Source organism: Cupriavidus sp. 96C5-1 (assembly GCF_057798855.1).
Genome location: NZ_JBYOJU010000020.1, coordinates 122,712 through 148,588 on the forward strand (window position 1 = coordinate 122,712; position 25,877 = coordinate 148,588).

At 63.2% G+C, this 25,877-nt stretch carries 22 protein-coding genes, 2 rRNA genes and 2 pseudogenes; 11 read left to right on the forward strand and 15 right to left on the reverse strand.

The window, feature by feature from the left end:
* Nucleotides 1–20 precede the first annotated feature (20 nt).
* The gene (locus AC3FOF_RS21795) at nt 21–1,433 is read right to left on the reverse strand and encodes an aminotransferase-like domain-containing protein (RefSeq protein ID WP_276264591.1); all 1,413 of its coding nucleotides are present in this window, start codon (nt 1,431–1,433) and stop codon (nt 21–23) included.
* Nucleotides 1,434–1,636: 203 nt separating this feature from the next.
* On the opposite strand from AC3FOF_RS21795, the gene AC3FOF_RS21800 reads away from it, so the two are divergent.
* From AC3FOF_RS21800 to AC3FOF_RS21810, 3 genes are all read left to right on the forward strand, one after another.
* On the forward strand, nt 1,637–1,822 hold the full coding sequence (locus tag AC3FOF_RS21800; protein ID WP_488727754.1) for a DUF2970 domain-containing protein: 186 nt from the start codon (nt 1,637–1,639) through the stop codon (nt 1,820–1,822).
* Nucleotides 1,823–1,975: 153 nt separating this feature from the next.
* Nucleotides 1,976–3,382: a cytochrome c gene (locus AC3FOF_RS21805; protein WP_488727755.1), complete on the forward strand. Its 1,407-nt coding sequence runs from the start codon at nt 1,976–1,978 to the stop codon at nt 3,380–3,382.
* 52 nt (nt 3,383–3,434) lie between these two features.
* On the forward strand, nt 3,435–5,279 hold the full coding sequence (locus AC3FOF_RS21810; protein WP_488727756.1) for a flavin monoamine oxidase family protein: 1,845 nt from the start codon (nt 3,435–3,437) through the stop codon (nt 5,277–5,279).
* A gap of 10 nt (nt 5,280–5,289) precedes the next feature.
* Here AC3FOF_RS21810 and speG read toward each other — a convergent pair whose 3' ends face one another.
* Both speG and AC3FOF_RS21820 read right to left on the reverse strand, forming a co-directional pair.
* Nucleotides 5,290–5,832, reverse strand: a complete 543-nt coding sequence (gene speG / locus AC3FOF_RS21815; protein ID WP_017225784.1) for a spermidine N1-acetyltransferase — start codon at nt 5,830–5,832, stop codon at nt 5,290–5,292.
* Between the two features lie 195 nt (nt 5,833–6,027).
* Nucleotides 6,028–7,212: a tyrosine-type recombinase/integrase gene (locus AC3FOF_RS21820; protein WP_276264594.1), complete on the reverse strand. Its 1,185-nt coding sequence runs from the start codon at nt 7,210–7,212 to the stop codon at nt 6,028–6,030.
* 158 nt (nt 7,213–7,370) lie between these two features.
* Between AC3FOF_RS21820 and AC3FOF_RS21825 the strand changes: the two genes are divergently transcribed.
* A complete protein-coding gene (locus AC3FOF_RS21825; protein ID WP_488727757.1) occupies nt 7,371–8,393 on the forward strand; it encodes a DNA-binding protein in 1,023 nt (340 codons plus the stop codon).
* 202 nt (nt 8,394–8,595) lie between these two features.
* On the opposite strand, the gene AC3FOF_RS21830 is transcribed toward AC3FOF_RS21825, so the two are convergent.
* From AC3FOF_RS21830 to AC3FOF_RS21840, 3 genes are all read right to left on the reverse strand, one after another.
* Nucleotides 8,596–9,111, reverse strand: coding sequence for a DUF2867 domain-containing protein (locus AC3FOF_RS21830; protein ID WP_488727758.1), 516 nt, complete (start codon nt 9,109–9,111; stop codon nt 8,596–8,598).
* Nucleotides 9,111–9,419, reverse strand: a complete 309-nt coding sequence (locus AC3FOF_RS21835; RefSeq protein WP_488727759.1) for a lipocalin-like domain-containing protein — start codon at nt 9,417–9,419, stop codon at nt 9,111–9,113. Before AC3FOF_RS21835 ends, AC3FOF_RS21830 begins: the two co-directional genes overlap by 1 nt.
* 66 nt (nt 9,420–9,485) lie before the next feature.
* Entirely contained in the window at nt 9,486–10,145 is a 660-nt protein-coding gene (locus AC3FOF_RS21840) for a DJ-1/PfpI family protein (RefSeq protein WP_017225577.1), read from the reverse strand.
* Nucleotides 10,146–10,255: 110 nt separating this feature from the next.
* Between AC3FOF_RS21840 and AC3FOF_RS21845 the strand changes: the two genes are divergently transcribed.
* Nucleotides 10,256–10,807 (forward strand): TetR/AcrR family transcriptional regulator, encoded by a 552-nt coding sequence (locus AC3FOF_RS21845; RefSeq protein ID WP_017225576.1) that lies wholly within the window; start codon nt 10,256–10,258, stop codon nt 10,805–10,807.
* 250 nt (nt 10,808–11,057) lie between these two features.
* Here the strand turns inward: AC3FOF_RS21845 and AC3FOF_RS21850 are convergent, their stop codons facing one another.
* Together AC3FOF_RS21850 and AC3FOF_RS21855 are read right to left on the reverse strand one after the other, a co-directional pair.
* Entirely contained in the window at nt 11,058–11,537 is a 480-nt protein-coding gene (locus tag AC3FOF_RS21850; protein WP_488727760.1) for an NUDIX hydrolase, read from the reverse strand.
* Nucleotides 11,538–11,791: 254 nt separating this feature from the next.
* A complete protein-coding gene (locus tag AC3FOF_RS21855) occupies nt 11,792–13,030 on the reverse strand; it encodes an FAD-dependent monooxygenase (protein WP_035808741.1) in 1,239 nt (412 codons plus the stop codon).
* Between the two features lie 137 nt (nt 13,031–13,167).
* Here AC3FOF_RS21855 and AC3FOF_RS21860 point away from each other — a divergent pair, with 137 nt between their 5' ends.
* The 4 genes and pseudogenes from AC3FOF_RS21860 (at nt 13,168) to AC3FOF_RS21875 (ending at nt 18,845) form a co-directional block, all read left to right on the forward strand.
* Entirely contained in the window at nt 13,168–14,085 is a 918-nt protein-coding gene (locus tag AC3FOF_RS21860) for a LysR family transcriptional regulator (RefSeq protein WP_276266427.1), read from the forward strand.
* A gap of 12 nt (nt 14,086–14,097) precedes the next feature.
* Nucleotides 14,098–14,469, forward strand: a pseudogene (locus AC3FOF_RS21865) (type 2 periplasmic-binding domain-containing protein); the annotation flags it as partial.
* A 215-nt stretch (nt 14,470–14,684) separates the two neighbouring features.
* Nucleotides 14,685–15,239 carry a hypothetical protein gene (locus AC3FOF_RS21870; RefSeq protein ID WP_488727761.1) on the forward strand — a complete coding sequence of 185 codons (555 nt, stop codon included), beginning with the start codon at nt 14,685–14,687 and terminating at the stop codon, nt 15,237–15,239.
* Nucleotides 15,240–15,419: 180 nt separating this feature from the next.
* Nucleotides 15,420–18,845: pseudogene (locus tag AC3FOF_RS21875) on the forward strand (adenylate/guanylate cyclase domain-containing protein).
* A gap of 83 nt (nt 18,846–18,928) precedes the next feature.
* Here the strand turns inward: AC3FOF_RS21875 and AC3FOF_RS21880 are convergent.
* Together AC3FOF_RS21880 and gcvA are read right to left on the reverse strand one after the other, a co-directional pair.
* On the reverse strand, nt 18,929–19,996 hold the full coding sequence (locus AC3FOF_RS21880) for a patatin-like phospholipase family protein (RefSeq protein WP_488727762.1): 1,068 nt from the start codon (nt 19,994–19,996) through the stop codon (nt 18,929–18,931).
* 465 nt (nt 19,997–20,461) lie between these two features.
* Nucleotides 20,462–21,397, reverse strand: coding sequence for a transcriptional regulator GcvA (gcvA, locus tag AC3FOF_RS21885; protein ID WP_488727763.1), 936 nt, complete (start codon nt 21,395–21,397; stop codon nt 20,462–20,464).
* Between the two features lie 151 nt (nt 21,398–21,548).
* On the opposite strand from gcvA, the gene AC3FOF_RS21890 reads away from it, so the two are divergent.
* Complete coding sequence (locus tag AC3FOF_RS21890; RefSeq protein WP_488727764.1) at nt 21,549–22,364, forward strand: aminotransferase class IV family protein; 816 nt, start codon at nt 21,549–21,551, stop codon at nt 22,362–22,364.
* A 630-nt stretch (nt 22,365–22,994) separates the two neighbouring features.
* The gene (locus AC3FOF_RS21895) at nt 22,995–23,615 is read left to right on the forward strand and encodes an HAD hydrolase-like protein (RefSeq protein WP_276266431.1); all 621 of its coding nucleotides are present in this window, start codon (nt 22,995–22,997) and stop codon (nt 23,613–23,615) included.
* A gap of 121 nt (nt 23,616–23,736) precedes the next feature.
* Here the strand turns inward: AC3FOF_RS21895 and AC3FOF_RS21900 are convergent, their stop codons facing one another.
* The 5 genes from AC3FOF_RS21900 to AC3FOF_RS21920 form a co-directional block, all read right to left on the reverse strand.
* Nucleotides 23,737–24,168, reverse strand: coding sequence for a GNAT family N-acetyltransferase (locus AC3FOF_RS21900; protein ID WP_488727765.1), 432 nt, complete (start codon nt 24,166–24,168; stop codon nt 23,737–23,739).
* A gap of 120 nt (nt 24,169–24,288) precedes the next feature.
* Nucleotides 24,289–24,753, reverse strand: a complete 465-nt coding sequence (locus AC3FOF_RS21905) for a hypothetical protein (RefSeq protein ID WP_488727766.1) — start codon at nt 24,751–24,753, stop codon at nt 24,289–24,291.
* 161 nt (nt 24,754–24,914) lie between these two features.
* Entirely contained in the window at nt 24,915–25,373 is a 459-nt protein-coding gene (locus AC3FOF_RS21910) for a hypothetical protein (RefSeq protein WP_488727767.1), read from the reverse strand.
* 189 nt (nt 25,374–25,562) lie between these two features.
* Nucleotides 25,563–25,675 (reverse strand): 5S ribosomal RNA (rrf, locus tag AC3FOF_RS21915).
* Nucleotides 25,676–25,789: 114 nt separating this feature from the next.
* A 23S ribosomal RNA gene (locus AC3FOF_RS21920) occupies nt 25,790–25,877 on the reverse strand; the annotation flags it as partial.

Consider the following 25,877-nt stretch of genomic DNA (forward strand, 5'->3'; position numbering starts at 1 on the left):
GGACGTCCCTCCTGGCACGATTACGATTGCGCCTTCGCCAGCGCCCCCAGCCTGGCCACCGCGGCTTCCACGGCATCGCTCCACAGGTGGCCGTAGTTCAGCCGGATGCAGTTGCGGTAACCTTGCCGCGCCGAGAAAATCGGGCCCGGCGCAATCCCGATGCCATGCTCCAGCGCCGCGCGATGCAGGGCCAGGGCGTCGAAATCCGGCGCGAACTCCACCCACAGGAAATAGCCGCCGGCGGGCTGCGAGACCCGCACGTTGTCGGGGAAATGCCGGCCGATGGCCGCGATCAGCTGGCCTTGCTGCATTTCCAGCAAATGACGCAGGCGCCGCAGGTGCTTGTCGTAGCCGCCGTTCTGCAGGTACTCCGACAGCGCCACTTGCGTCGGCACGCCGGCCGACAGCGTGGTCATCAGCCGCAGGCGCTGGATCGCCAGGCCAAACCGCCCTGGCGCCACCCAGCCCACCCGGAAGCCCGGCGCCAGCGTCTTGGAGAAGGAACTGCAGTGCATGACCAGCCCTTCCTGGTCGAAGGCCTTGGCGGGCAGGGGGCAACGATTGCCGAAGTACAGCTCGCCATAGACATCGTCCTCGATCAGGGGCACGCCGTGGCGGGCCAGCAAGGCCACCAGCTCCTGCTTCCTGGCTTCGGACATGCTGGCGCCAAGCGGGTTCTGGAACTGCGTCATAAACCAGCAGGCCTTGATCGGGTGGCGCTCCAGGGCCTCCGCCAGCGCGCCCAGGTCGATGCCCTCGCGCGGGTCCACTGGAATCTCGACCGCGCGCAGGCGCAGCCGCTCGAGCGCCTGCAGCGCCGCGTAAAAACCGGGGGACTCGATGGCCACCACGTCCCCGGGCTGGGTCACCGCCATCAGGCACAGGTTGAGCGCTTCCAGCGCACCGTTGGTAACCACGATTTCGTCGGTGGGTTGCGGGGCGCCGGCGCCCAGGTAGCGCAGGCCGATCTGCTGGCGCAGGGCCAGGTGCCCGGCCGGCATGTCGTTGACGGAATACCACGGATCGAGTTCACGCCCGGCGCGGGCCAGCGACTTGCCCAGCCGTTCCCAGGGGAACAGCTCGGGCGAGGGGAAGGCCGAGCCCAGCTGGACAAGCTGCGGGTCGCGCGCGGCATCGAGCACGGAGAAGACCAGCTTGGAAATATCGACATCGGTCGAGACCTCGTGCGAGCGCCGCGCGGCCGGTTGCGGCAGCGGTCGCCCGACCGGGCCCGTCACGTAATAGCCCGAGCGCTCGCGCGCCCGCACCAGGCCGCGTTCTTCCAGGCGGTAGTAAGCCTGGAAGGCGGTGGCGGGGCTCACGCCATACTGCGCGACGGTCTTGCGGATCGACGGCATCTTGGTGCCGGGCGGCAGGTTGCCGTTGCGGATGTCCTTGGCCAGCGTTTCCGCCAGTTCTTCGTAGCGCTTCATGGGGCAGGGGGCTTTGCCGGGGGCGATAACGGATCAAGGCCTGATGATCAGGCCATCAAACTGATACGTAAAATTATCACAGATCTGATTCTGTTATTACTTGCCGGCAGACGCGATAATTCCCCCCAACTAGCAAAAGCCATGGCGCTGGCCGGCCACATCGACGCAGGCGGGCGCATGGCAAGCATGGAAGGAAGAGCGAGATGAACCCCTTGCGATTGATTGCTACGGTGTTGTGGGGATTTTTCGGCCTGCGCCGTGGCCAGGAACATATGCGCGACCTGCAGGCGGTGCGGCCGGTGCCGTTGATCCTGACCGGCGTGGTGCTGGCGGCGGGGCTGGTACTGCTGCTGGTGTCGCTAGCCCATTGGGCCGTATCCCAGGCCTGAAGCGCGGACGCGCCAATCCATCCCGCATCCACGGGGCCTGCCCGGCCCGCCACCACGAAGCCTTGCCCGCCGCGCGCGGGCTGCGCCACGTTCGCCGTATCGAACGCCGTCATCGCCGCGCACGCATTGGCATCTAAAACGACAATCAGCCCCATGAGCCTTGCCACACGGCGGTTTTCCGCTACTGCTGCTGCCTTCGCCGGTTCTTTCGCCAACGCCATTTCCGCCTCTGTGCGCAAGCCCTTGCGCCGCGCCACCGCTGCTATCGCCACCGTCGGCGCCGCCTTGCTGCTGGCGCCGGCACTGGCATCCGCTGCGCCGGACGCGCCCAATGCAGCCCAGCCCCCCGGCGCCGCGCAGATCGAGCGCGGCCGCTACCTGGCCAAGGTCGCCAACTGCGCGGCTTGCCACACCAGCGCCGGCGGCGCGCCCTTTGCCGGCGGACTGGCGCTGAAGACCGGCGTGGGCACCGTCTATTCCACCAACATCACCCCGGATGCCGACACCGGCATCGGCGCCTATACGTTCGAGGAATTCGATCGCGCGCTGCGCCAGGGCGTGGCCAGGCACGGCAAGCGGCTCTATCCGGCCATGCCTTATCCGTCCTATGCCAGGCTCGCCGAACCGGATGTGCAGGCGCTCTACGCCTATCTGCGCACCGAAGTGAAGCCCGTGCGGCAGCAGGCCGCCGAACCCGAGATGCGCTGGCCGTTCGGCATGCGCTGGCTGCTGCGCGTCTGGAACTGGCTGTTCCTGGAGGACGGGCCGGTACGCAGCGAGGCCAGCCAGAGCGCCGAATGGAATCGTGGCGCCTACCTGGTCCAGGCGGTGGCCCATTGCGGTGCCTGCCATACGCCGCGCGGCGTGCTGATGGCCGAGAAGGGACTGGACGAGCGCAGCCGGCATTTCCTCGCCGGCGCCAGCGTGGAGGGCTGGGCTTCCACCAACCTGAGGGGCGATCCGCGCACCGGGCTGGGAAGCTGGACGCGCGAGGACATCGCCGAGTATCTGCACACCGGCCGCAACGGACACGCCACGTCCTTCGGGCCGATGTCCGAAGTCATCGCGTCATCCACCCAGTTCATGAGCCAGCCGGATCTCGCCGCCGTTGCCGCGTACCTGAAATCGGTGCCCGGCGCGCGCAGCGAAGAAACGCCTTACAGCTATGAAAGCGGCACGGCCGACATGCTGGCGCAGGGCCGCTTCGACGCCACCGGCGCGCGCCAGTACGCCGAATTCTGCATGCCCTGCCATGGCGCCGACGGCAAGGGTTTTGCCCGCGTCTTCCCGCCGCTGGCGGGCAATCCCACCGTGGTCGATCCCGATCCGTCCTCGCTGGCCAACCTGCTGCTCGATGGCGCCGTCACGGCGCGCGTGGGCACCGCGGCCACCGACTACCACATGCCCGGCTATGGCTGGACCATGGACAACCAGGAGCTGGCCAATGTGCTGACTTTCATCCGCACCGGCTGGGGCAATCGCGCCAGCCCGGTGGAGGAGGGGACAGTCGCCGCCCGGCGCGCGGAAATCGGCCGCCAGCGCAACGCCGGCCCCCGTTGATCCCACGCCCCAGCGAACCGCCAAACCGCCAAATCAAGCGAACGATATTGCCATGACCATCACGCGCAGGGACTTTCTCAACGGCGCCGCGCTCACCATTGCCGCGGGCCTGGCACCCTCCCAGCTACTGCAGGCCGCCGAGCGCGGTGCCGGCTACCCGCCGGCGCTGACCGGGCTGCGCGGCAATCATGCAGGCACTTACACGCTGGCGCACAGCCTGGCGCGCGAGGGTGCCAAATATCCCACCGTGATGGCGCGCGAAGTCTTCGACCTGGTGGTAGTGGGCGGCGGGCTGAGCGGACTGGCGGCCGCGTGGTTCTACCAGCGCCGCTTCGGCCCTGGCAAGCGCATCCTGATCCTGGACAATCACGACGACTTCGGCGGTCATGCCAAGCGCAACGAGTTCACCGTGCGCGGACAGAGACTGGTGACCTACGGCGGCAGCGCCGAGATGCCGCCGACCGCGCTCGACAGCCGTGCGGTGGCCACGCTGCTGGCCGGGCTCGGCGTGGACGCCAAGAACCATCAGGCCGGCCAGCGCGACCCCTACCGCGACATGGGCATGGGGCGCTCGGTGTTCTTCGATGAGGCACATTTCGGGCGGGACCAGTTGCTCGCGGGCGATCCGTTCGCCGACCTGGTCGATGCGCGCAATGCCCGCGGCGCGGACACGCAGGCGGCAAACGCGGCAGCCTTCAAGGCCTTTCTCGACAAGACGCCGCTGCCGCAGCAGGACCGGGCCGCGCTGGCGCGCCTGGCGGACGGCGGCACGGATTACCTGGCAGGCATGGGCGAGGGCGAGCGGCTGGCCTATCTGAAGCGGACCAGCTATGCGGCCTTCCTGCGTGAAAAGGCCGGCCTGGGCCTCGATGGCCAGCGTTTCTTCCGTAGCCGCAGCAACGACGCCTACGCACTGGACGCCGACGGCGTGTCCGTTTTCGACGCGCTGGCTATCGGCCTGCCGGCGGGCAGGAACATGCCGCCTCCCCGCCTCGATCCGCGTCTTGGCAAATCGCCCGCATCGAAGCTGTGGTTTCCCGACGGCAATGCCTCCCTGGCGCGGCTGCTGGTGCAAAACATGATCCCGGGCGTGGCAAGGCTTGCGAGCGCGGATGGCATCGGGGCGGCCAGCTTCGACTACAGCCGGCTCGACACGGACGACGCAAAGGTGAGAATACGGCTGAACAGCACCGCGATTGCCATCGAGCCCGACCAGCGCATCACGCGCGTGACCTATGGATGGAGCGGCAACCTGCACCGGGTCGAGGCCGCGCACGTGGTGCTGGCCGGCTACAACATGATGATCCCATTCGTCATGCCTGGCCTGCCGGACGCACAGAAGCAGGCCCTGCGCGCCGACGTGAAAGCGCCCGTGGTCTACACCAAGGTGGCGCTGGACAACTGGCGCGCCTTCGAGGCGCTCAAGACCAGCCGCATTCATGCGCCAGCCATGGCATACACCGACCTGTGGCTGGAGAAGCCGGCGGGCACGCGCGCGGCCGATCCGGTAGTGCTGCACATGCTCTACGTGCCCACCGTACCGGACAGCGGCATGAAGGCACGCGAGCGCTTCCGCGCCGGGCGGGCCTTCCTGCTGGGGACGCCATTCAGCGAGCTGGAAAAGGGCATCCGCAACCAGCTCGACCGCATGCTGGCGCCCGGCGGCTTTGCGTCGAAGGACGTCATTCGCGGCATCACGGTCAACCGCTGGGCGCACGGCTACAGCTACATGCCCAACAGCCTGTTCGAGGAAGAGGCGGCAGCCCAGGCCGCGCTGGACCGATCGCGCGTGCCCGCGGGCAATGTGGTGATCGCCAATAGCGACAGCGCGGGAAGCCCGTCGTTGACAGCGGCGATCGACCAGGCCTGGCGGGCGGTCGGAGAGCTGCCAGGCTGACTACGGACGCTCAGCGGCTGCCGTCGCGGGCGGCGAGATAATCGCGCTGGAACATGCACATGCGCAGCGCGTTGTGATATTTGCCGTAGCTGAAGAATTCCTCCTTCAGCTCTCCCTCCCGCTGGAAGCCGCATTTCTCATAGATATGGATGGCCTTGGTGTTCTGCACGTCCACGATCAGGAACAGCTTGTGCAGGTTCAACACCATGAAGGCGTAGTCCGTGGCAAGCCGGGTGGCCGTGGATGCGTAGCCCCGGCCCTGGCTGGCCGGCGCCACGATGATCTGGAACTCGCCGCGGCGGTGGATATGGTTCAGCTCCATCAGTTCGACCAGGCCGACCGCCTCGCCATCCCGGTTTTCGCAGACGAAGCGGCGCTCGCGCTGGTCGTGCACGTGGCGGTCATATAGCTGCGACAGCTCGGTGAAGGTTTCGTAGGGCTCCTCGAACCAGTAACGCATGATCTTGGCGTCGTTGTTCAGGCTGTGTACGAAATGCAGGTGGCTGCGCTCCAGCGGGCGCAGGAACAGGTTCGGGCCGGTTTCGGTCACCATCGGCGGGCCTTTCTTGATTGTTATGCGTTGAGGAATCGGCCCGGAATCGCGCTGCTTGGGCGGAAGTCATGCGATCGGGCATGCCGGGCGAGGCGGATTGGACCCTTTGCATGATAGGGGAGTTCCTCACCGAGGTCGACACGCCCGGACACAATGCCCGTCCACCGGCTTCCCGCGCCGGCCCCGGATTGCCTATTATTCTTGCCAGTGGATGCGGTGTTTGTCCTCGGTCTGCTGGTGCCTGGCATCGTCCTCCGTATGCAGGTACAAGCTGGTGGTCGACAAGGATTCATGACCCAGGTTATCGCGCACCACGCGCAGGTCGATCTCGTGGTTCGCCATATGCGAACCCGCCGTATGGCGCAGCCAGTGCGCCGATGCGGCCTCCATCTGCTCGGCGGCGCCCTCGGCATCTTCGCCGCCGCGTGCCCGCAGGCGGTCCGCGGCGCCTTCGAATATGGTCTTGATGGTCAGGTGCAGCGCCGAGCGTGTCAGGGGCTTGCGCGATTTGCCGAGCGGCAGCACCAGCGGCGTGTCCTCGATCGTGGCCGGCCGCGCAGGCAAGCCCACGGCGAGCCGGTAGCGCTGCAACTCCGTCATCAACTGGCTGGTGGCCGGCACCAGCCGCTCTTTCCGGCCCTTGCCCAGGATCTCCAGCCACCAGCGTTCGCGCCCCGCGCTGTCGCGCCGGGCGTAAAAGCAGCCCATGGTATTGCCGGCCACCTCGGATATCCGCAATCCACCCAGGTAGAGCAAGGTGAACAGCCAGCGCGCACGCGCCTGCCTGGCGCGCTGTGCTGGGGTTTCCTGCTCCATTTCCGCGATATAGGCGAGCGTCTCGCCCCACATCTCGTCGGTCAGGTAGCGCGTCACGCGCGGTTTGGCGCGCCGCGCCCGATGTCTCGACAGCGACAGCGGATTGCCGCGCAGGTAGCCCGCCTCCACCAGCCAGGCCAGCATCGAATTCAGGATGACCATCGCCTGCCGCTGGCTTGAGGCGCCCAGCGGCCCATGGAACGGCCGCCAGCGCGGATCGCGCCGGCCATGCTTGCGTCCACCGCCGCCCACCCATTTCTCCCGCGGCTGCGGGTCGGCCAGGAAGCGCTGATAGACCAGGAAATCCTCATGCGTCAGCGAGGACAGCGGTTTTCCCAATTGCAGGGTGCTCCACAACAGCAGCCGTTCGGCCTCCTTGCGGTAGTTGTCGAAAGTGGTGGGCGTGTCGTGGAAACGCGCCAGCCACGCCCGCACGGCCTCCACGTCATTGTTCGCCGCAATCCGCGACAGCCCGGCAACGCCGCGATTGCTACCGGCCGAGCCATCGAGCGGCAGCGGCGTAGCAAGGATATCCAGGGGAAAAGCTGGCGAAACAGGCTCCAAAACGGTCTCCGCACGATCAGGAATGCACAAGCGCCCAGTTTAGTTAGAAATTTGACATTAGACTAGTAATGTCAAATAAATAACGCCATTTTGTATGAAACATACTAATTACGATGTAATATTACAAAAAGCACGGAATCCTGGAGAACACCATCAACATGGACGCAGAACAGCAACTTCAAGCCGAAATCGACACGCTCAGGCTCCGGATCGCCAATACACAGGACCTTTACGTGCAGGCATGCCATGTGATGTTCTTCCGGTTTGGCGTCACACCCACCGCGACCAGGCTCTACCAGCTGGTACGCAAGGGCAGCATGACGACGGTGTCGGAAGCCGTCAGGCAGTTCTGGGCCCAGCTCCGGGAGAAAAGCCGCATCCTGGTGGACCATGCCGGCCTGCCTGACGACATCCGCGGCTACGCTGGCGAAATCCTGGCCGAGTTGTGGCACAGGGCCGTGACGTCGGCGGAAACAAACGCTGCGCGCCTGAAGGATGAGGCGGAGCAAGCATTGGTGGTCATGCAAGAAGTGCTCGCAGCAACGCAGCGCGAGCGCGACAATGCGCGGCTTGAAGTCGAAGCCGCAAACGGTCGGCGCGACGAAGAGGCCCGGAGTGCGCGGGCCCTGGAGCAACAGCTATCCGCCGCCGGCGCGCAGATCGCGTTGCTGGAGCGAGAACTGCAATCCAGCCGCAGCCAGACGGCCGACGCCCAGGCCGCGCTCGCCGGCGCGCAGCGGGATTTTTCGGCCGAACTGGAGAAGCTGCGAGAGGACGCCCGCATCGTCGAAGAGCGGATGGCCGGCACCGAACGGCGCGTCTTGCTGGAAGTCGATCGGCACCGCACCCAGACGGCAGCGCTGCAGAAGGAACTCGACAATGCCCGGCAGGAACAGGTCCTGCAACGCGAGCGGCTGCAGGCGGAAACCGAACGGTACGAGCGTGAAGCCGCACAGGAGCGCGAGCGCGCCAGCGGCTTGCAGGGAAGCTTCCAGGCCGTTTGCGCGGAACGCGATCGCCTGCTTGCGGAAGATGCCAGGAACCGGCAACAGATTGAAATCGCGGCCGCCGAGGCCAGGACGCTGCGGCAAAAACTGGTCGCAGGCAGCCAGTCCCGTGAAACCCTGGCCGCCGCGCGTCGCCGGCAACGTCTTGCAGGCCGCAAAGTGCCGGGAGCGTGAACGCTGGTCACCGGGTTGGCGCAGTCTCAAGGAGAGGCTAGCGGATCCGGACTAAGGGCCATCGGGTCACGAAGCAAGCAGTGGCGCTAGAGCTCAGTGCCGCCGATCAGCGCTTCGGCTTTTTCATTAATATTTAACATAACACTAATTATCCGTAAAATGTATTGTAGAGGCCAAATCAGAATGTCCGCTTCCAGCCACATCAGACAGCACGGCTTGCCGCCTGTTCCAGACTAGCCCGCGCGATTACACGGTGGAACGGTGTGATTACCGCGAGGTACGTCCGTCCCAGCAAGTTATGGCAATGCACTACGGTCACCAGGACGAGCTCCCTGCCGCCTGCCGCACCCGCGCGCAGCTGGATCGCGAGCCGGAAGTCGAGATGCCGATCGTCCTCGCCCATCACCAGTTCCCCCGCACTCTTCGACTGCAGTGGAAAGAAACCGATCACCGGCCCTCGCGCCGCCGCAGCAATACCGACCGCACGAGACGATTTGACGCCGACTGTCGCCATAATCGTGTCCCGTACCCGCGTCAGCGCACGAATCCACCACGCCTGCCGCTCGAATCCAGCGCGCGCCAATACTTCGAGATCGTCGCTGGCCCCCGCCGGCAACTGAACCGCATACGCATCCAGCAGGTCCGCGCTCCTATAAAGCGGCGCCAGGATGCTGTCGGATGGCATGGGTATCGCATGAGCTTTATGGGCATTGATCATCACCGAACCTGCTCGGTGCCAATCCAGGCTGGATGCCAAGCCGTGTCGACCTTGATGATGAGTTTGTCCTCATCCTCGACACGACACAAACCAGAATAAGCAATCATTGTCTCGAAAAGGGCCGCCGGATCGCTATTCAGGCGCTCTCTGGATGTGAGTATCGACATCATCCTATCGCGTTCGATGACTATATGGCCGAGTGGTTCGACACCGTATGTGTCCGCGCGCTCGCCTGTATCCTCGAACTCGACCTGAAAAGATAAAATCTTCCACCACCCGGACAACGGGTGGGCTTCGATGTCGGACATAGCCATCTCATCTCTCCTTGGTTTCGCCAACCTGCAAGTCAGACACGGGCGATTGGCTTCACGCCATCAGGCGCAATTCACCTTTGGGGGAAATGTGCCGATACAAGGTCTGCCGTGGGCCATCTGGCCAAAGCCTTGCCGGATACTGAGCCCGATCAGTGCGCCGTAAAGTTCCTGCTGTCCAGCCGGCAGCACCGGCAACAGTGTGGCGCGTCGTTTCTCGATATCGAACAGGGATTCCACCAGCCACCCCACCAGATAGAGCGCAGCAAGGCAGCCTCCAGCCGTCGCGACGCTTCCTTGGCATACCAGGGGCTGGTCCACTAACTCCAGCCCTAGAGCTTGAAAGCCTTCGCGCGCATCCGGATGAGTTGTCGCACGACCACCAGGAAGCAGTCCAAGTCGTTCAAGGATGAAGGCACCTGCACAGATGGAGCCAATGAACTGTCGTGTGGGATCGAGTTGGAAGGATGATAGGAAATCCGGATGAGCAAGCGCTGCAGGTATGCCCTGCTTGCCGCTGGCAAACAACACTGCATCGGCGTGATTGGCCTCAGAGAGAGAGCCATGTGCCGAAACCGACAGTCCGTTCGCCGATCGCACGATAGAACTAGACGCCAGGATGCGCACGTTCCAGTCCTTGGTGTTGCGGCCCAAGATGTCCCACATTAGGAAGAGGTCGATATCGGTGAATTGGTCGAACGTGACCAGTGCGATTTCTTTCAAGGTGAACTCCCGGAGAAACGCTGCTGTGCAAAATGCAGCGGCGATCTATGCTAATGTTCGCAGCGTATCAATCCAGATCGCACCATACACAGCCTGTATGGCGCAGACATATGAGCAAACTGACTCGCAACCACTGGGTCTCGGCTGGCCTTGAGTCCCTAGACCAAGAAGGACACGCCGGCGTCTCGGCCGAAATCCTAGCTCGCCGGTTGAACGTAACCCGTGGTTCGTTCTATCACCACTTTCGCAATCGCGAAGACTTCGTGCGTACGTTGCTGGCCAAGTGGGAAGAGGACTACACGGAGCGGATGCTTGCCTATGCAGCGCAGGGACGCACCGCCAGCGAAACCTTGATGCGCTATTTGAGCATTGCCGCCGAGAAACAGCCGGGCCGGGAAGTTGCCATCCGAGCGTGGGCGCTGCACGATCCGTTGGTGGCCGAGTTTCAGCAACGAGTCGACGCAACTCGACTGGCTTTCGCGGTCAGAACGTGCCGTCGATGGGTTCGCTCGCCTAGCCATGCAGAAATAATCGGCCAGGCGGCTCACTTGTGCTTAATCGGTGGTCAGCAGGCAGGACTGCGACGTGACGCCAGTCGCTTCAATAGGCTCTTGCAGGATGCGTTTACCCTCTTCAAAGACACACTTCCACCGCGCGCCTGAGACCACGTTGCCGGCCTAACGGCAAGTCCATCCAACGTCGTCAGTCATTGTGATTGACATACAGGTCAGTTGGGGGCTAGGCGGCGCACGATTCTGGATATCTCGTCGCATGTGAGGGGTCTTTGGTCCGCTGCGTTGTGAATACCTATCCCCTCGATAAGGCGTCAAGCGCTCAAGGAGTGTCTGAAGGGTTGATGAACCGCCCCGGCCGAAATGGCGCTGCGCTTCCCTATACCACCTACCATGGCCATTAAACGGTACAACTGACTGAGCCGTTGTCTCCGGAAATTCCACATGCGACCAGCATGAATGCCAAGTCTTCTGGAAAGACCGTTTCACGCGTAGCAGCTAACTCACTGAGCGTCCACCAGTGGCTATCAGCCATTACCTCATTTTCCAGCGAGGTCCAATGCTCCTTCGAGAGGATATCGCTTGATACCCTGACGAGGAAATAGCGCTCCTCCGCCCAAACATTCTCACCGTCGGGAAGCTGCATCTGAAAAGATCGCTCCGCTACATGCTTGCCGACATCGCTTCTCTCAATGCCTGTCTCTTCAAAAAGCTCGCGGGATGCTGCCTCCTCGAAGCTCTCGCCCTCGTCCACTCCGCCACCCGGAGTCGCCCAATAGGCTTTCCCTGCAAGTGCTCCACGCCTATGTGCAAAGCGGAAAAGCAGTGTCCGGTGAAGGTGGTCCACTACCAATAGTCGGGATGAAGGCCGTAGTCGCACGGGATGTTCTCGTTATTTCCACAGCGGACATTCTAGCTTTGCCAGAGACCGGACATCTGAACTTAGCCTAGGCAAAAAATTGTAGAGGCCAAATAGTAATGTCGTACCCGTAGGCTAACGCGAGCATGCTGGCGCTCTATCCGCTTGGATTGGAGGGCCGGCCATGCCGAAGCCCGAGATGGTCACCATGTCGATGCGTGAACTGGACTCGGTTCACGGTGAGGAGTCTCGCGGCTGGAGACGCCATGCTGTGTCTAGTTTGGCACGGTCTTTAAGCGGTACAGGCTGTCGAAGCCGGCACCGTCCACTGGCGTGCCGTCCGCGCAGCCGGGCATTGGCAAGCCCTGCGCCCATCCTGCCGCCAAAGCCTGCACGTCACGCAAGGGATCGGCCGCCTTGGCGCGCTGGTTGCGGATGCGGCAGGTTTCAGGATCGGTGGCGAACAGCCCGCGCGCGAAGACCCGGCCCTGCTCGGTCAACCTCGCGGTCTTCGGCCCGCGGATCTCCGCGAAGCGCAGGAAGGCTTCATCCAGGCCGCCGTCCGCCCCGTCCAGGCACCGGGCCAGATGCCAGGCGTCTTCCAGCGCCTGGCAAGCGCCCTGCCCCGACGTCGGCAACGGCGCGTGCGCCGCATCACCCACCAGCAGCACATTAGCCCGGCTCCATGTGCGCAGCGGCTCCAGGTCATGCACGGCAATCAGCCGGATGGCGTGCGCCGGCGTCGCCCGGATGATGCGGGCGACAGGCTCCCCCCATCCCGCGAACAGATCCTCGACCTCTTTGCGCATATCCGCTGCGGACTCCGCCCCAGGCAATGGCCGCGCCTGTGCCGCCGCCCAGTAGACCAGCCCCGGCCTGACCGCCACGCAACCAAAGCGCTCGCCCGAGCCCCAATAATCCTGAATCGCGATATCGTCCACCAGCGCGCCCCGCCCCTGCGCCACGCCTATCCAGTTCACGAAGCCCTGGTAAACCGGCGTGTTGTCCCCTGCGACGAACCCGCGCGCCACCGAATCCATACGGCCGTCGGCGCCGATAAGCAGGTCCGGACGGATGCTCACCCCGTTCTCGAACCGCGCCACGGCCTTGCCGCTGGCATCCAGGTCGATCGCCACCGCCCGATGCCCGTATTCCACCTGGATCCCGGCCTGCGCCGCATGGTCCAGCAGCACCGCCTGCAGGTCCCGGCGCAGAATCGTATGGGTCGGATATCCCATCATCTGGTCCAGCAGCGCAATATCGATGCCCCCCAGTGTATTGCCCGCAGCATCCTGGCGGCGCATTGCCACCGGCCGTCCGCCCGCTGCCGCGATGTCTTGCAGCAGCCCCAGTTCCTCCAGCACAAAGCCGGCATTGGGCCAGAGCGTCACGCCAGCCCCCATGGTCGCCGGCCCTGCCCGGCGCTCATATACCCGGGGACTGTACCCCCGCTTACGCAAGGCAAGCGCCACGCCCAGGCCCGCAATGCCGCCGCCAAGTATTCCGATTTCCACGCTGAAGCTCTCCTGTCCAAGCCGCCCTGACGCGCCGCCGGCGGCGGTCCATCGGACGAGACGGCATCTTATATTCCGCCAATGCAGAGAACTAGCATGTAAAAATGGGCTGCTTTCATACCTTAAACGGGATAATCATGCGCGATGCACTCGACCTGAATACCATCCGCGTCTACACGGCGGTCGTCGACGAACAGAGCTTCGCCGGCGCGGCGCGCCTGCTGGCCCTGCCCTCATCCAACGTCAGCCGCCACGTCGCCTCGCTGGAACGCAGGCTGGGCGTCCGCTTGCTGGAACGCAGCACCCGCCACCTGCGCATGACGGAAGCCGGCAGGCTACTCTACGAACGCGCGAAACCCCTGCTCGACGCCTTGCTCTCCACCGAAGAAGAACTCGGCGCGGTGCAGCGCGAGCTGCGCGGCCCCCTGAGAATGTGCATGCCAGGCGAAGCGCCAAGACTGCTAGCCCCCATCCTGGCCGAATTCTGCAGCCTCCATCCCGGCGTGGAACTGGAATGCGACACGCGCCTGACCGGCCTGGAAGCGCTCCGAGAAGACGTGGACCTCTCCATCATCTTCCATCGCGGCCGCCAGGACGACAGCACCCTTATCACCCGCGAACTCGCCACGCTGCCCAGCATCGTGGTCGCGGCGCCCGCCCTGCTAGCCAAGACCGGAATGCCGCGCCAGGCGCGGGCACTCAAGTCCCTGCCCTGCATCACCACCCTGAGCGCGCTGAAGGGCCAGCCCTGGCAGTTTCAGGACGCCACGGGCGAAATCATCAAGGTGCCGGTCCGCAGCCGCTACCGCGTCAACAGCGGAGAACTGGCGTTGGCGGGCGCGCGGCAAGGCATCGGCTTCGCGATAGTGGCGGCCTATCCATGCCAGGAAGATCTTGCCGCGGGCCGGTTGCGGGAAGTGCCGCTGGATCTGTCCCCCGCGCCACTGCAATTGCTGGGCGCGTACAGCCACCGGCATTCCGTGACTGCGCGGGTTCGGGCGTTGCTGGATTTGATACAGGTGCGGCTGGATGGAGTGGGGAGCGGTTCGAGATAAAGGTCGAATCCTAGCGCGGTGACCGGGAAGCTGATCGTGATCGGTGCCGTCAACGTGGGCGGGGCACTGCAGTACCAGATGGGCGCGAGCCGCTCCGTGCTTGCACCTCAGGTACCCGCCTTCAAGGAACAGGGCTTCGACATCGAGCTGGCCTCACTGCGCGGCGTGGCTGCGCCAAAGGGCCTGCCCGAAAGCGTGCGCACGCAGCTGGTAGACGCCATCGCGCGAATAGCCTCCGATCCGCAGTTCCAGCAACAAGCCGAGGCGATGTTCGCACCGCTGCGCTACCTGCCACCCGGCCCGTACGCGGCCGAAATCGAGCGCGCCGAGGCTGGCTTCCGACAGCTGTGGAAGGATATGCCGTGGCAGGAAGACAAGCAATGAGACAGCACGCCCCTTGCAAACGCCGCACGCTGCCGAGGAGACGTCGGCCATGTCCGGCCGGCGCCACCGCCCCAAAATGGCCCCCACCATACAAGAAGAAGGGCTGGACTGATGTTTGAAATTGGCCGGCGTGCGGAGCATCTGGCCGGGCGAGGTGCCTCAGGCCGTAGAATCTCCCTTATATTCGTTTCGAGATCCCGAAGCTCGCCAAAGACATGATCAAGAAGATCTCCCTGCTCTCCGCCCTCCTATTGGCGTCAATCTCCGCGCACGCACAACCGCCCGGCAAGGACGCGGCGCCCCTCGGCCTTGAGCTTGGCAAGACCAAGTGCGCGCGGATGACGCCCGGTCCGAATCGCGTCAAGACTGGCGTGGCGCCGTGGGCCGGCGGGGATACGGTGGAGATCAAGCACCTGGACCGCTTCAATCTGCCGGGCCTGACCCGCGCGACTGTGAACTGCGACGCTCAGGACGCTGTGGCGCTCATTACCCTGACGTTCGATCGGTCCGCGCTGGATGACGTCAGCAAGAAGCTCGACGACCGCTACGTGTCCAAGCGCAAGACCGAACCCAATGCCGAGAACGGCTACGCCGAGTGGGAGGCAGCCAACGGCAGCCTCGAGATGCTTTACGCGCGCGACAGCAAGCAGTTCACCCTGGCGTACTGGGCCAAGGGCGCCAAGGCCAGGTACTTCAGCTATAGCGGCGCCAGCGACAAGAAGCCAGCCGCGCCAACGCAGCCCTCCCCGGCACAGCCTGCACCGCTGTAATAAGACAGACACGGCCGTCACCCCGATACCAGTCTCGTTCGGCATGCCGAACACAGGATTGGCGCCCCGCCGGCGCTGATCCTGCCCGATTGCACCAGGGCCATCGTACCCCCTGGCTTGCTAACGACGCCAATGGCGCGTCTAATGATCTGAGGCAGGCGATTGCAGTCAGGAGGCGATATGCACTGCACAGGTTGCGGGTTCGAGAACCTCGCCAGGGCCAACTTTTGCGAGCAGTGCGGGGCCAGGCTCGCACTGATCTGCCCGCGTTGTGGCGAGGAGTCCAGCCCAGCCGCAAACTTCTGCCGGGCATGTGGCTCGCCCCTGAACGAGTCCCCGTCAGAATCGCTCCCGGCGCCCAGGTCTGGCGCTTCAGCCCCTGTTCATTACACGCCTCCTCATCTGGCCGAGCGCATCCTGGCGGAGCAGGCGGCTATGGAAGCCAGGGGTGGGACGGCAGGAGAACGCAAGACCATCACGGCGCTGTTCGCCGATATGGCCGGCTCGACGGCGTTGATCCAGGACCTGGATCCCGAGGAGGCGCGCCACCTGATCGACCCGGTCGTGACGCTGATGATGGAGGCCGTGCACCACTATGAGGGTTACGTAGCCAAGTTCCTGGGCGACGGCATTCTCGCGCTGTTCGGTGCCCCCATTGCCCATGAGGACCATGCCCTGCGGGCTTTGTATGCAGCGCTGCGCATGCAGGAAGCAATGCGTCGTCACAGTGACCGCGTGCGCCTGGACCAAGGCATACCGCTTCAGATCCGTGTCGGCATCCACACTGGCGAGGTGTTGGTGCGCTCGATCCGCAAGGACGACTAGCACACCGACTACGATCCTGTGGGACACACGATCCACATCGCCTCGCGCATGGAAGGTGTCGCCACGCCGGCGTCCATCCTCGTCAGCGAGTCTACCCATAGGCTCACCGAGGGGTACTTCGAATTCAAGGCACTGGGGACCACCCACGTAAAAGGCGTCCGGGATCCGCTTGCGGTATATGAGGTGCTGGGCCTCGGGGCATTGCGCACGCGCCTGCAAGTGGCGGCGCACCGCGGTCTGGCGCGCTTTGTGGGACGCCAGACCGAAATGGAGCAGTTGCACGACGCCCTGGAACTGGCCAAGGCGGGGCATGGGCAAGTCGTCGGGGTGGTAGGCGAGGCCGGGGTAGGCAAATCGCGGCTGTTCCACGAGTTCAAGGCACGATCACAGCACGGCTGCCTGGTGCTGGAGACCTTCTCGGTTTCGCACGGCAAGGCCTTCGCCTATTTGCCGCTAATCGAGCTATTGAGAAATTACTTTCAAATCACCCCGCAAGACAACGACCGAAGCTGCCGCGAGAAAGTCACCGGGAGACTGCTCACCCTGGAGCGGGCGCTGGAAGACCATTTGCCCTACTTGCTTTACCTGATTGGTTCCGTCGGGCCCGACTCGACACTGCCGACCATGGACCCTGCCATTCGGCGCCAGCGCACGTTCGAAACGGTCGCACGCCTGCTGGTCCGCGAAAGCCTCAACCAGCCTCTTCAGCTCCTTTTCGAAGACCTGCAATGGCTGGACAGCGAAACCGAGGCCTTCCTCAATGTCCTCCTGGACCATGTGCCGGGTGCCAGGATTCTCCTGCTTGTCAACTACCGTCCGGAGTACTCCCATGATTGGGGCCCCAAGGGCTATTACGTCCAACTGCATCTGGAGCCGCTTGGCCCGGCTGAAGCCCAGGGCCTGCTCACTGCGCTGCTGGGCGACGATCGCACACTCGCGCCCCTGAAACGGCTGATCCTGGACAAGACCGAAGGCAATCCATTCTTCATGGAGGAAGTGGTCCAGACCCTGGTTGAGGAGAAAGCCCTGGTTGGGCAGCCTGGGTGTTACCGCATTGAGAAGGCCCCTACCTCACTGCACATTCCCACCACCGTCCAGGGCGTGCTTGCTGCCCGCATCGATCGGCTCCCCCTCGTCCAGAAGGAGTTGTTGCAAAGCCTGGCCGTGATCGGCAAGGAGTTTCCTTTGAGTCTCATCCAGCACGTTACTGCGCTGGATGACGACAAGCTGCGCCCGCTTCTGGCCGACCTGCAGGCGGGGGATTTCATTTACGGGCGGCCCGCATTCCCGGAGGTCGAGTACGCGTTCAAGCACGCCCTCACTCAGGAAGTTGCCGGCAATTCACTGCTCACCGAGCAGCGCAGCGCGCTGCACGAGCGCACCGCCCAGGCCATTGAAGCGCTGTTCCAGAGTCGGTTGATGGACTACTGCGGCGAACTCGCTCACCACTACAGCCATAGCGGCAACATCCCGAAGGCAGTCGACTACCTGCTCTGTGCCGGCCAGCAGGCCCTCCAGCGTTCTGCCCAGATCGAAGCGATCCGTCACCTCGGCACAGCCGTTGAACTGATCAAGCGACTGCCCGACACGCCTGAGCGCACGCGCCAGGAGCTCACGTTGCTACTAACGCTCGGGCCGGCCCTGATCGCCACCCGGGGTCAAGCCGCCCCGGAAGTGGAGGCAACCTACAGGCGCGCGCTGGCATTGTGCGAACAGGGTGGGCAAACGCCATCTTTCTTCTCGGCGCAGCTGGGACTGTGGGCGTTCTATCAATTGCGGGCGCAGTACAAGGTTGCGCTACCGCTTGGCGAGCGGCTGTTTGGCATGGCTCTGGATACGCACAAGCCGGAGCAGCTCGCGGAGGCGCATCGTGTACTCGGGGCCACCACGTTCCGCCTGGGCCAGCTCGATGCGGCCCGCGCCCATATGGAAGAGGTGCTGGCACTGCAACGCCCGGACCCATCAACATATGACTTTCTTATGGGTTACGGGCGAGACCCGGCCGTACATGCCATGAGCACGCTGGGTTGGATCCTGTGGTATCTGGGCATGCCGGATCTGGCTCGCACGCGCTGCCAGGAGGCGTTGGTTCTTGCCAGGAAGCGCCCTGACGCCTTTAACCTTGCGCTTTGCCTCGTGTTCGCAGCCGAAGTGCATCAATGTCGACGTGAGGTGCAATTGACCCGCGAGTATGCAGAAGCCGCGATCGCGGTCTCGGGGGAGCAGGGATTTCCCATCTATCTGGCATGGGGAACCATCCTGCAAGGCTGGGCGCTGGCTGAACAAGGTCATCATGAGGAGGGGATTGCCCAGATACGCCAGGGCCTCACTGCTTACGAAGCAACTGGCGCGGCACTGGGCAGACCGAACCTTCTGGCCCTGCTCGCGGAAGCCCGTGGGAAAGCTGGGGATTTCCACAGCGGACTCGACGTGCTGAGCGAGGCGCTGGCCTTGGCGGAAGAGACAGGAGAGCGGCTTGACGAAGCGACGCTGCATCGGCTCAAAGGGGAGCTGATACTGCAGCAGCCGAGCGTGGGATCCAGCGCGTTCACTCGCCACGAAGAAGCCGAGGCTTGCTTTCACAAGGCCATCGCCGTCGCCCGCCATCAGAATGCCCGGTCGCTGGAGCTGCAGGCCGCGCTGAGCCTGGCCCAGCTATGGCGACGGCAGGGAAAGACGGACGCCGCGCGCCAGACCCTGACCGCGATCCATGGCGCCTTCAGTGAGGGCTTTGACGTCGCTGACTGGCAACAAGCCAAGGCACTACTGGATGCTCCGTAGAACGGCCTTTCCTGTGCAACCTGCTGGCTCGCCCCCGGATTTACCACACCGATCTGCTCGAGGCTCCGGTCCAATCATCGCTCTCAAAGGAATTCCTTTCTGATGTCAATGCTCGATCGCTGGCCAACATTCTCGTAGTTTTCCTTGATCCATACCTCTGCCTCTGCCCTCCCCTTGTCACGCAAGTCGCAAAGGAAGTCCCAGTCGGCGTTGTATTTGCTGGACACGTCGAGGGCGCTCATCTTCTCGTCAGACCTGATTGAGTGGATCAGCATTTCCTTCATCTCGCCCCGCCCGACCTTGCCTTGCTGGATAAGCGAAGTCACGAAGGCAATCGCGCGCATCTCTCGCATTAGCGACGAGTTGAAGCTCACTTCATTGACGCGATTGAGGATATCGGCGGCAGTGGTCGGCACGCCACGGCGTACGATCGGATTGATATGGACAATCACGACGTCCCGCGTACTGCACTGATAAATCAGCGGGAAAATTGCCGGGTTGCCGGCATAGCCGCCATCCCAATAGTGCTCCCCGTCGATAGACACAGCCTGAAACAGGGTTGGCAGACAGGCCGAAGCCAGCACGGCTTCAACGCAAATGTCCTCGTGTGAAAAGATGCGTATTCTGCTGGTCTCGACATTGGTCGCGCACAGATAGAGCTGTATCGGGCATTGCTTGCGTAACGCCGCAAAATCGACCTGCTTCTCCAGCACATCCCGGAGCGGATTCATGTTGTTGGGATTGAACTGGTACGGCGACAGGATACGGAGAACGATGTCCGCCATCGCATACAAGGGCGAGTGGTTCAGCCCAAAGCTATGCGTCCCCTTCAGCCACGGCATCCAACGGAACGGGCTATACCTCTCTGCCGATTGCGCGATTGCGAGCCAGAATTCGTGCAGCGCCTGACGCGCCCGGTTGTGCCGATTGTGCAGGTCATGCCCGCCTTGCAGCAAACCGTAGGCGAGCACGACGGCATTCATCGCCCCCGCACTGGTTGCGCTGACGCCTTCGATGGCGAATCTCCCATCCTCCAGCAACCGGTCGAGGACTCCCCACGTGAACGCACCGTGCATCCCGCCGCCCTGCAAAGCGAGTGCAATCGGCTTTTGTTCGCCGTTACCCGTTTGCTTACGGTTCTTCCCAGCCATCCCAATGCTCCTTAGTGGCGCGGACGGGAGCGTGCCCGCCGGGTATCGGCTTCCGCGGGCGTAGCGTGAAGTATCGTAATCAACGCTTCCTCAAGCGTTCGATCGGCGGCTACCAACGCTGATGGCTGCCCACCGAACAAGGCTCCCAGCAGGACGTCGAATAACGGGATCCGCTGTCCTGAAGTGTAGTAAAGATGTGACGCTTGAGTGGTCAGGTGGCAGTTGGCGCTCAGGACCGCAGTCGCCAAGACATGCAACCCGAGAGCTACCTCGGCTGCAATCGTCGGATTGGCCGTTTCTCATAGCACCCAAGGATAGGCCTCGACATCGCGCAGGGTGAGCCACCGCCTGGCTGACGGCGGATTGCGAAATGCCAGGCATCGCCCCCCCGGCTTGGCATGTGGTGGGCCTCGGCCAGCATGGTGGCGACTTCGAGCCGGCGCCCGCTATATAGCGACCCCGAAGTCAGCCCGGAAGGACGCTCCGGACCGTGTAAGCAGTCTCGTTGCGCATCCATTGGCGGAACGCAAGGATGCGGGGGTCCTGGCTGCTGCGCTCCGGAAAGACGAGATGATAGGCGAACTCTGGCGCTATGCTGACGCCGATATCGAATAGCCGCACCAGGCGGCCTTGGGACAGGTCATTGGCAATCATGGGTAGCTCGACGAGGCCGATGGCAGCGCCGTCGATCACGGCCTGCACGACGTGGCTCGAATCGGAAAAGGCTACGCATCGGCTGTCGTCGAAATCGTCGACGCCGGCCGCGGCCATCCACATGCGCCAGTCGGGCCAGGCCATGCCGTCGACCGGGCAGTCGACGTAGCACAGCGTGTGGCCGAACAGGTCTTGCGGCGTTTGCAGCCTGGAACCGGCTTCGAGCAGCCTCGGGCTGCAGATCGGGACGACGACCGTGTCGAACAGACGGACCGAGCACGCGTCTTCGTAGTTCCCGGCGCCAAAGCGGATCGCGATATCGATATCGTCCGCGTCGAAGTCCCGTACCTGATCGGAAATATCGAACGTCAGGTCCAGCGTCGGGTTCGCCGCCCTGAACCGCGCAAGCCTGGGCAGAAGCCAGTTCGTGGCGAACATCGCGCCTAGCGATACGCGCAGATGTGCCGGCCCCCGAGCCATTCTCCGGGCCCGGCTGGCGGCCCGCTGCAGGGTGTCGAGCGCGTCGGCTGCCGCCTCGAACAAAACGGCGCCGGCCGGCGTCAGCTGGATACTGCGGCTGGTGCGCGCGAATAGCGTGACGCCCAACTGGTCTTCGATCTCCTTGATCTGGTAACTGACCGCCGCCGGGGTCAAGCCCACCTCCTCGGCCGCACGCGTGAAGTTCAAGTGCCGCCCGGCCGCCTCGAAGGTCCTCAGTGCTCGTGTTCCCGGCAGCATTCGCTTCATCGATCTTCAAGCCATACTTAATGATCCACCAAGAAATACTCGTTTCTCAAAGCGCGGTCAATAGCAGATAGTTGTGAAAAACCATGCTCAAGCGTGCGGGACGCGATCTCGCCAAGCCCGCTCCACGCAACTACCGGAGAAAAAATTGCCCATGTCAGCTAGCCAGTCTTCCCCTGTCGTTCAACGCAATGGCCTGCCGGCAACCATCGAAGCGTTGGCACCCCTCGCCTTCGCGGGCTATGCGCACTTCACCGCGATGCAGGTCCGTGGAGGCCGGGTCCGCGGGCTGGATCTCCATCTCGAGCGGCTCAGGGTTGCCTCGATAGCGCTGTTCGGTCGTGCATTGCCCGACGATCAGTTGCGTTCCCATCTGCGCGCGGCGCTGGCATGCGCGCCAGCGGACGTCTCGCTGGTGGCCACCGTGTACTCGCCGGCGGGTGAGTTCACCGCCGCCGGAGCGGATGCCGAGCCTGAAGTACTGGTCCGTACCGGGCCGCCTTCGTCCGGACCTAAAGGCCCGCTGGCACTGGCGGCTGTTGCCCACGAACGGTTCCTCCCGGCCCTGAAGCACGTTGGCGAAGTGTCCAAGACGTATTTCCTCCGTCAGGTGGCTGGGCAAGGCTTCGACGATGCCGCTTTCGTTGACGCTCAGGGGCGTCTCAGCGAGGGGACGATCTGGAATCTGGTCTTTTGGGACGGCGAAGCGGTAGTGTGGCCCGAGGCCGCAATGCTTGCAGGCACGACCATGGATATCGTCCGCCGGCAACTGGATCGCCTCGGCATCCGTCAGCGCGTCCAGCCGCTGACGCTCGCCAGCCTGCCAGGCCTGGCCGGAGCGGCGGTGATGAACTCATGGACGCCGGGAGTGGCGGTAAGTCGGATCGGTTCCGTGCCGATGCCCGAGGCGCCGGTCTTCCTGGCACTGCTTCACCGGGCCTATCAGATGGAAGAACCTGTCTCGCCATGAGGCAGGAATCGTGTCGCGGCATGATGAGGCAGACGGTGACTGTCCGCCTTGGCCGATGATCTTCGTGAGCCGGCAACGGTCGAGAAGCCTACAGTTCCCGCTCGCGGGGAGCACTGTGCGCTCCCAGGCGCCGGTCGGTGGCGCTATTTCGTTGGCTGGAAGCCTTGCCAGCGCTTACCGCTCCAAATTCGCGCTCCAATTGCCGGGCCCCACGCGTGAGAACCTGCCTTGGCAGAAAGCGAACGTTATAGCGACGGCGGAGGATTGCTGCTGTCCAGCATTCAACAAGAGTCGGCATTGCGGGAGATCCTGATGTGCAGACAAATTCTATCGTTTCCGGCGCAGGTAACTTGTGGGAGAAGAGCCGGGGAAATGGCCTTATTCCTGCAATCAGGGCTTAAGGCGGCCAGCGTTCGGGCATTGGGCAGGTGTCAAGTCGATGCGGGTGACTGCGCACAATTGCCGAACGCCCGGCAGGCGTCCCTGATGTGGTCCAACGCCGCTCTATAACCACCCATCCTTGCCATGCGCCAGCAGGCCTGTAGAATGAGCGCCCCGGCTGGGCGCATGGTGACGGGGCGCTCGGGCCGATGCTCTACCGGGCCCGCAACGGTGGCGGGCGGCAAGACCATGACCTACAAGCTGATCGCTTTTGACTTTGACGGCACGCTGGCCGATTCCATGGCCTGCTTTCTCCAGGCCCTTGAAGTGTCGGCAAGGCACCACGGGTTCCGCTCGCTCGATGGCGAACTTCTGACGCAGGCACGCGGCCAATCCGCGCGGGACATCATGCGCCTGCTTGGCGTGCCGCTCTGGAAGGTGCCTGCCCTCACCATCGAGATGCGGCGGCTGATGCGGGAGCGCATCGCGCAGATCAGGCTCTTCCCTGGCGTGGAAGGAACCCTTGACGCATTGTCCGAGCGCGGGGTGAAACTGGCCATTGCCACATCCAACGCCGAAGACCTCGTGCGCACCGTTCTCGGCCTCGCAGCGAGTCAGAGGATTGCCCATTTCAGTTGCGGCATTTCCATGTTCGGCAAGACCAGAAAGCTGCAAGCGCTACTCTCGTCGGCGGGCGTGCGGCCGAATGAAGCGCTGTACGTGGGCGATGAGATCCGCGACGCCGAGGCCGCAAGGGCGGCTGGCATGGCGTTCAGAGGCGTTGCCTGGGGGTACACGGCGCCGGAAGCGTTGCAGTTGCAATGCGGTGAGAAGCTGCTGGCTTGTCCGGCGGATCTGCTTGTCCTGTAGAAGAGCTTGCGCCGTGCCGGCAATGCTCCCGGCAGGAAGGGCCCAGCCTCACGTTGATAGAAGCACTGGGTGTCTGACGAAGAGCACGCCTCTGCTCAATCCAGAATAGCCACCAGGAGGTTCAGAGAACTTTCTTCATCGAGGGAGCAGGATGGAGCGCATAGCTCTCGCGCTCATAGAAAGGAATTGCTTCCGGCCGCGCGTCAAGAAACACCGCAGTCATGTCGCGCGCACGCGCGTCGGCTTCCGCATATGCCATCAGGGCGTGACCAGCACCACTTCCACGCGCTTGCGCATCGACCACCAGGTCATCGACGTGCAGGTGTGCGCCGCGTGCCAACGTATGGACGGGCCTCATCCCCAATACGCCGACAAGCTTGCTGTCGTGAAAGGCTCCGACAAGCTCGTAGCCCGAGTACGATTGCCGGCGGACTCGCCGCAGGAACTCGGCTTCATCCAGCGAGCGTAATTGAGAAATGATAGGAAAAGCTTGCTCCCATTCCGTTGGGGAAAGCCTTCGGATATCCAGGCTGGTACGGCGATCTGCAGTCATAGCTTCATTCCGTTGTTGTTGCGAAAGCCCCTGTTCTTGCACGGACTTTGGCGATTAAATCTTGCGGGCTGCGCGGAGCACTTGGATAGCACGCTGCAGGAGCAGCTGGTAAAGGAAATATTAGCCCAGTCCGCAGCGCCAGACCGGCAGCACGTACTGTAGATCGGACGATGTCGTTGTATCCGCGGAGTCGTCAGCGTACTTGTCGTTGCTCCAATCCTCCTCAACGATATGCCCGGTAATGTCCAGCAGATTCTCGACGGTTCGGATCTTGCATCCGAAAGGCAATCGTCCGTGCGACCTGGAAACCAGGCTGAGCCGGAGCGCGCGTATCTGGGCGTCGTGCCAGCAGTAGAAGATCATGCCCTGCAGCGCATGTTGCGTCATCCACTGCCGCCGCGCTTCCAGGATGGCAAGCACAAAGGACTGCAGGCCCTCGCCGCTGATATGGCAAGACTCGTCTTCATTTGGCGAAAAGGTCCAGAGATTCGAGCGTGCCTCGGCGTTGATATCGTCCGGATTCTTGAGAATGGCATCGCCGCGGGCAAGCTCCAGCCAGCGTGACAGTGCGGATGTGTCGAACACGTCGGATCTTTTGGGAAGTGCCAAACAACGTTGATGGAGAGCAAATTGTATGCGTGAAATCAGCGCGTAGCGAAGCCGGTATCGGTGACCGGACGGTCGGAGTGGCGGGCGCGCTGACGATATCGGGCAGCGTCGATCCGGCATTTCGTCTGGTCAGGCGCTTAGGCGATGTCCGCCAGGCACATCTGAGCAAACGACTTGCAGTCCTCGCTAACCGAAGGATGCAGCAGCACAGCCTTTAGCGCCCGTGCAAATTGGGCAGGCGTTGTGCCACCTTGCTTCTCACGCTCCTCCTCTTCCATCCGCATCGTCCGATCCAGCCAGCCGACCACTTGCGAGCTTGGCTGGCGCTGCAGCGAATCGAGCAATTGCGGCGTATAGGCACCCACGGGCTGCCCCTCGATAAACGTGCCGAAGGGGCCAGGACCGCCGTAGTCCAACTCGGGGTACTTCTCGATCAAGGCCAGGATGCACGCCAGCACCTGCTGGTAGTCGTGCGTTTCGAGCTTGTCAAGGTATCCATGCACGCAATCGATCACGATCCATTTGTCGCCCTTGGCAGTGGCGTCTGTTGCGGCCATATCGATCGCGGCGAAAATGGCATCGAGTGTGTTGTTCATGAATGCGTCCCGTAAGCGCAGTAAGGATCAAAGAGAGGGTATGGAGAATTTGTCGACTTTGTCGACCACCGCCCAAGGCGTCAGTCTATCCTGTCAGACGCGGGCGGGAACTCAAGACCATTGCCGCATTTCCGGCGCCGCAAAAGCAAAACCCCCCAGTACTATCGTACTGGGGGGTTTCAAGGGAGAGCCTGGCGATTACCTACTTTCACACGGGTATCCGCACTATCATCGGCGTGGAGTCGTTTCACGGTCCTGTTCGGGATGGGAAGGGGTGGTTCCAACTCGCTATGGTCACCAGGCATAAACGGTGTGCCGCGCTGACTTGGTCAACGCAGCGAATAGGGATGTAGTAGTTGGTTGTGCGTATCGGCCTGTGGCACGCGATACTCAACCAGGAGAAACACACTGGTTATAGGATCAAGCCTTACGGGCAATTAGTACTGGTTAGCTTAACGCATTACTGCGCTTCCACACCCAGCCTATCAACGTCCTGGTCTCGAA

Excerpts from the sequence above, each read along its gene's own strand:
- AC3FOF_RS21800 (WP_488727754.1), top strand. The coding sequence starts at position 1,637 with ATGAACCCCTTGCGATTGATTGCTACGGTGTTGTGGGGATTTTTCGGC.
- AC3FOF_RS21880 (WP_488727762.1), bottom strand. The coding sequence starts at position 19,996 with ATGGCTGGGAAGAACCGTAAGCAAACGGGTAACGGCGAACAAAAGCCG.
- AC3FOF_RS21835 (WP_488727759.1), bottom strand. The coding sequence starts at position 9,419 with ATGTCCGACATCGAAGCCCACCCGTTGTCCGGGTGGTGGAAGATTTTA.
- AC3FOF_RS21830 (WP_488727758.1), bottom strand. The coding sequence starts at position 9,111 with ATGATCAATGCCCATAAAGCTCATGCGATACCCATGCCATCCGACAGC.
- AC3FOF_RS21895 (WP_276266431.1), top strand. The coding sequence starts at position 22,995 with ATGACCTACAAGCTGATCGCTTTTGACTTTGACGGCACGCTGGCCGAT.
- AC3FOF_RS21845 (WP_017225576.1), top strand. The coding sequence starts at position 10,256 with ATGAGCAAACTGACTCGCAACCACTGGGTCTCGGCTGGCCTTGAGTCC.
- AC3FOF_RS21795 (WP_276264591.1), bottom strand. The coding sequence starts at position 1,433 with ATGAAGCGCTACGAAGAACTGGCGGAAACGCTGGCCAAGGACATCCGC.
- AC3FOF_RS21890 (WP_488727764.1), top strand. The coding sequence starts at position 21,549 with ATGTCAGCTAGCCAGTCTTCCCCTGTCGTTCAACGCAATGGCCTGCCG.
- speG (WP_017225784.1), bottom strand. The coding sequence starts at position 5,832 with ATGGTGACCGAAACCGGCCCGAACCTGTTCCTGCGCCCGCTGGAGCGC.
- AC3FOF_RS21810 (WP_488727756.1), top strand. The coding sequence starts at position 3,435 with ATGACCATCACGCGCAGGGACTTTCTCAACGGCGCCGCGCTCACCATT.
- AC3FOF_RS21910 (WP_488727767.1), bottom strand. The coding sequence starts at position 25,373 with ATGAACAACACACTCGATGCCATTTTCGCCGCGATCGATATGGCCGCA.
- gcvA (WP_488727763.1), bottom strand. The coding sequence starts at position 21,397 with ATGAAGCGAATGCTGCCGGGAACACGAGCACTGAGGACCTTCGAGGCG.
- AC3FOF_RS21860 (WP_276266427.1), top strand. The coding sequence starts at position 13,168 with ATGCGCGATGCACTCGACCTGAATACCATCCGCGTCTACACGGCGGTC.
- AC3FOF_RS21870 (WP_488727761.1), top strand. The coding sequence starts at position 14,685 with ATGATCAAGAAGATCTCCCTGCTCTCCGCCCTCCTATTGGCGTCAATC.
- AC3FOF_RS21805 (WP_488727755.1), top strand. The coding sequence starts at position 1,976 with ATGAGCCTTGCCACACGGCGGTTTTCCGCTACTGCTGCTGCCTTCGCC.
- AC3FOF_RS21900 (WP_488727765.1), bottom strand. The coding sequence starts at position 24,168 with ATGACTGCAGATCGCCGTACCAGCCTGGATATCCGAAGGCTTTCCCCA.
- AC3FOF_RS21825 (WP_488727757.1), top strand. The coding sequence starts at position 7,371 with ATGGACGCAGAACAGCAACTTCAAGCCGAAATCGACACGCTCAGGCTC.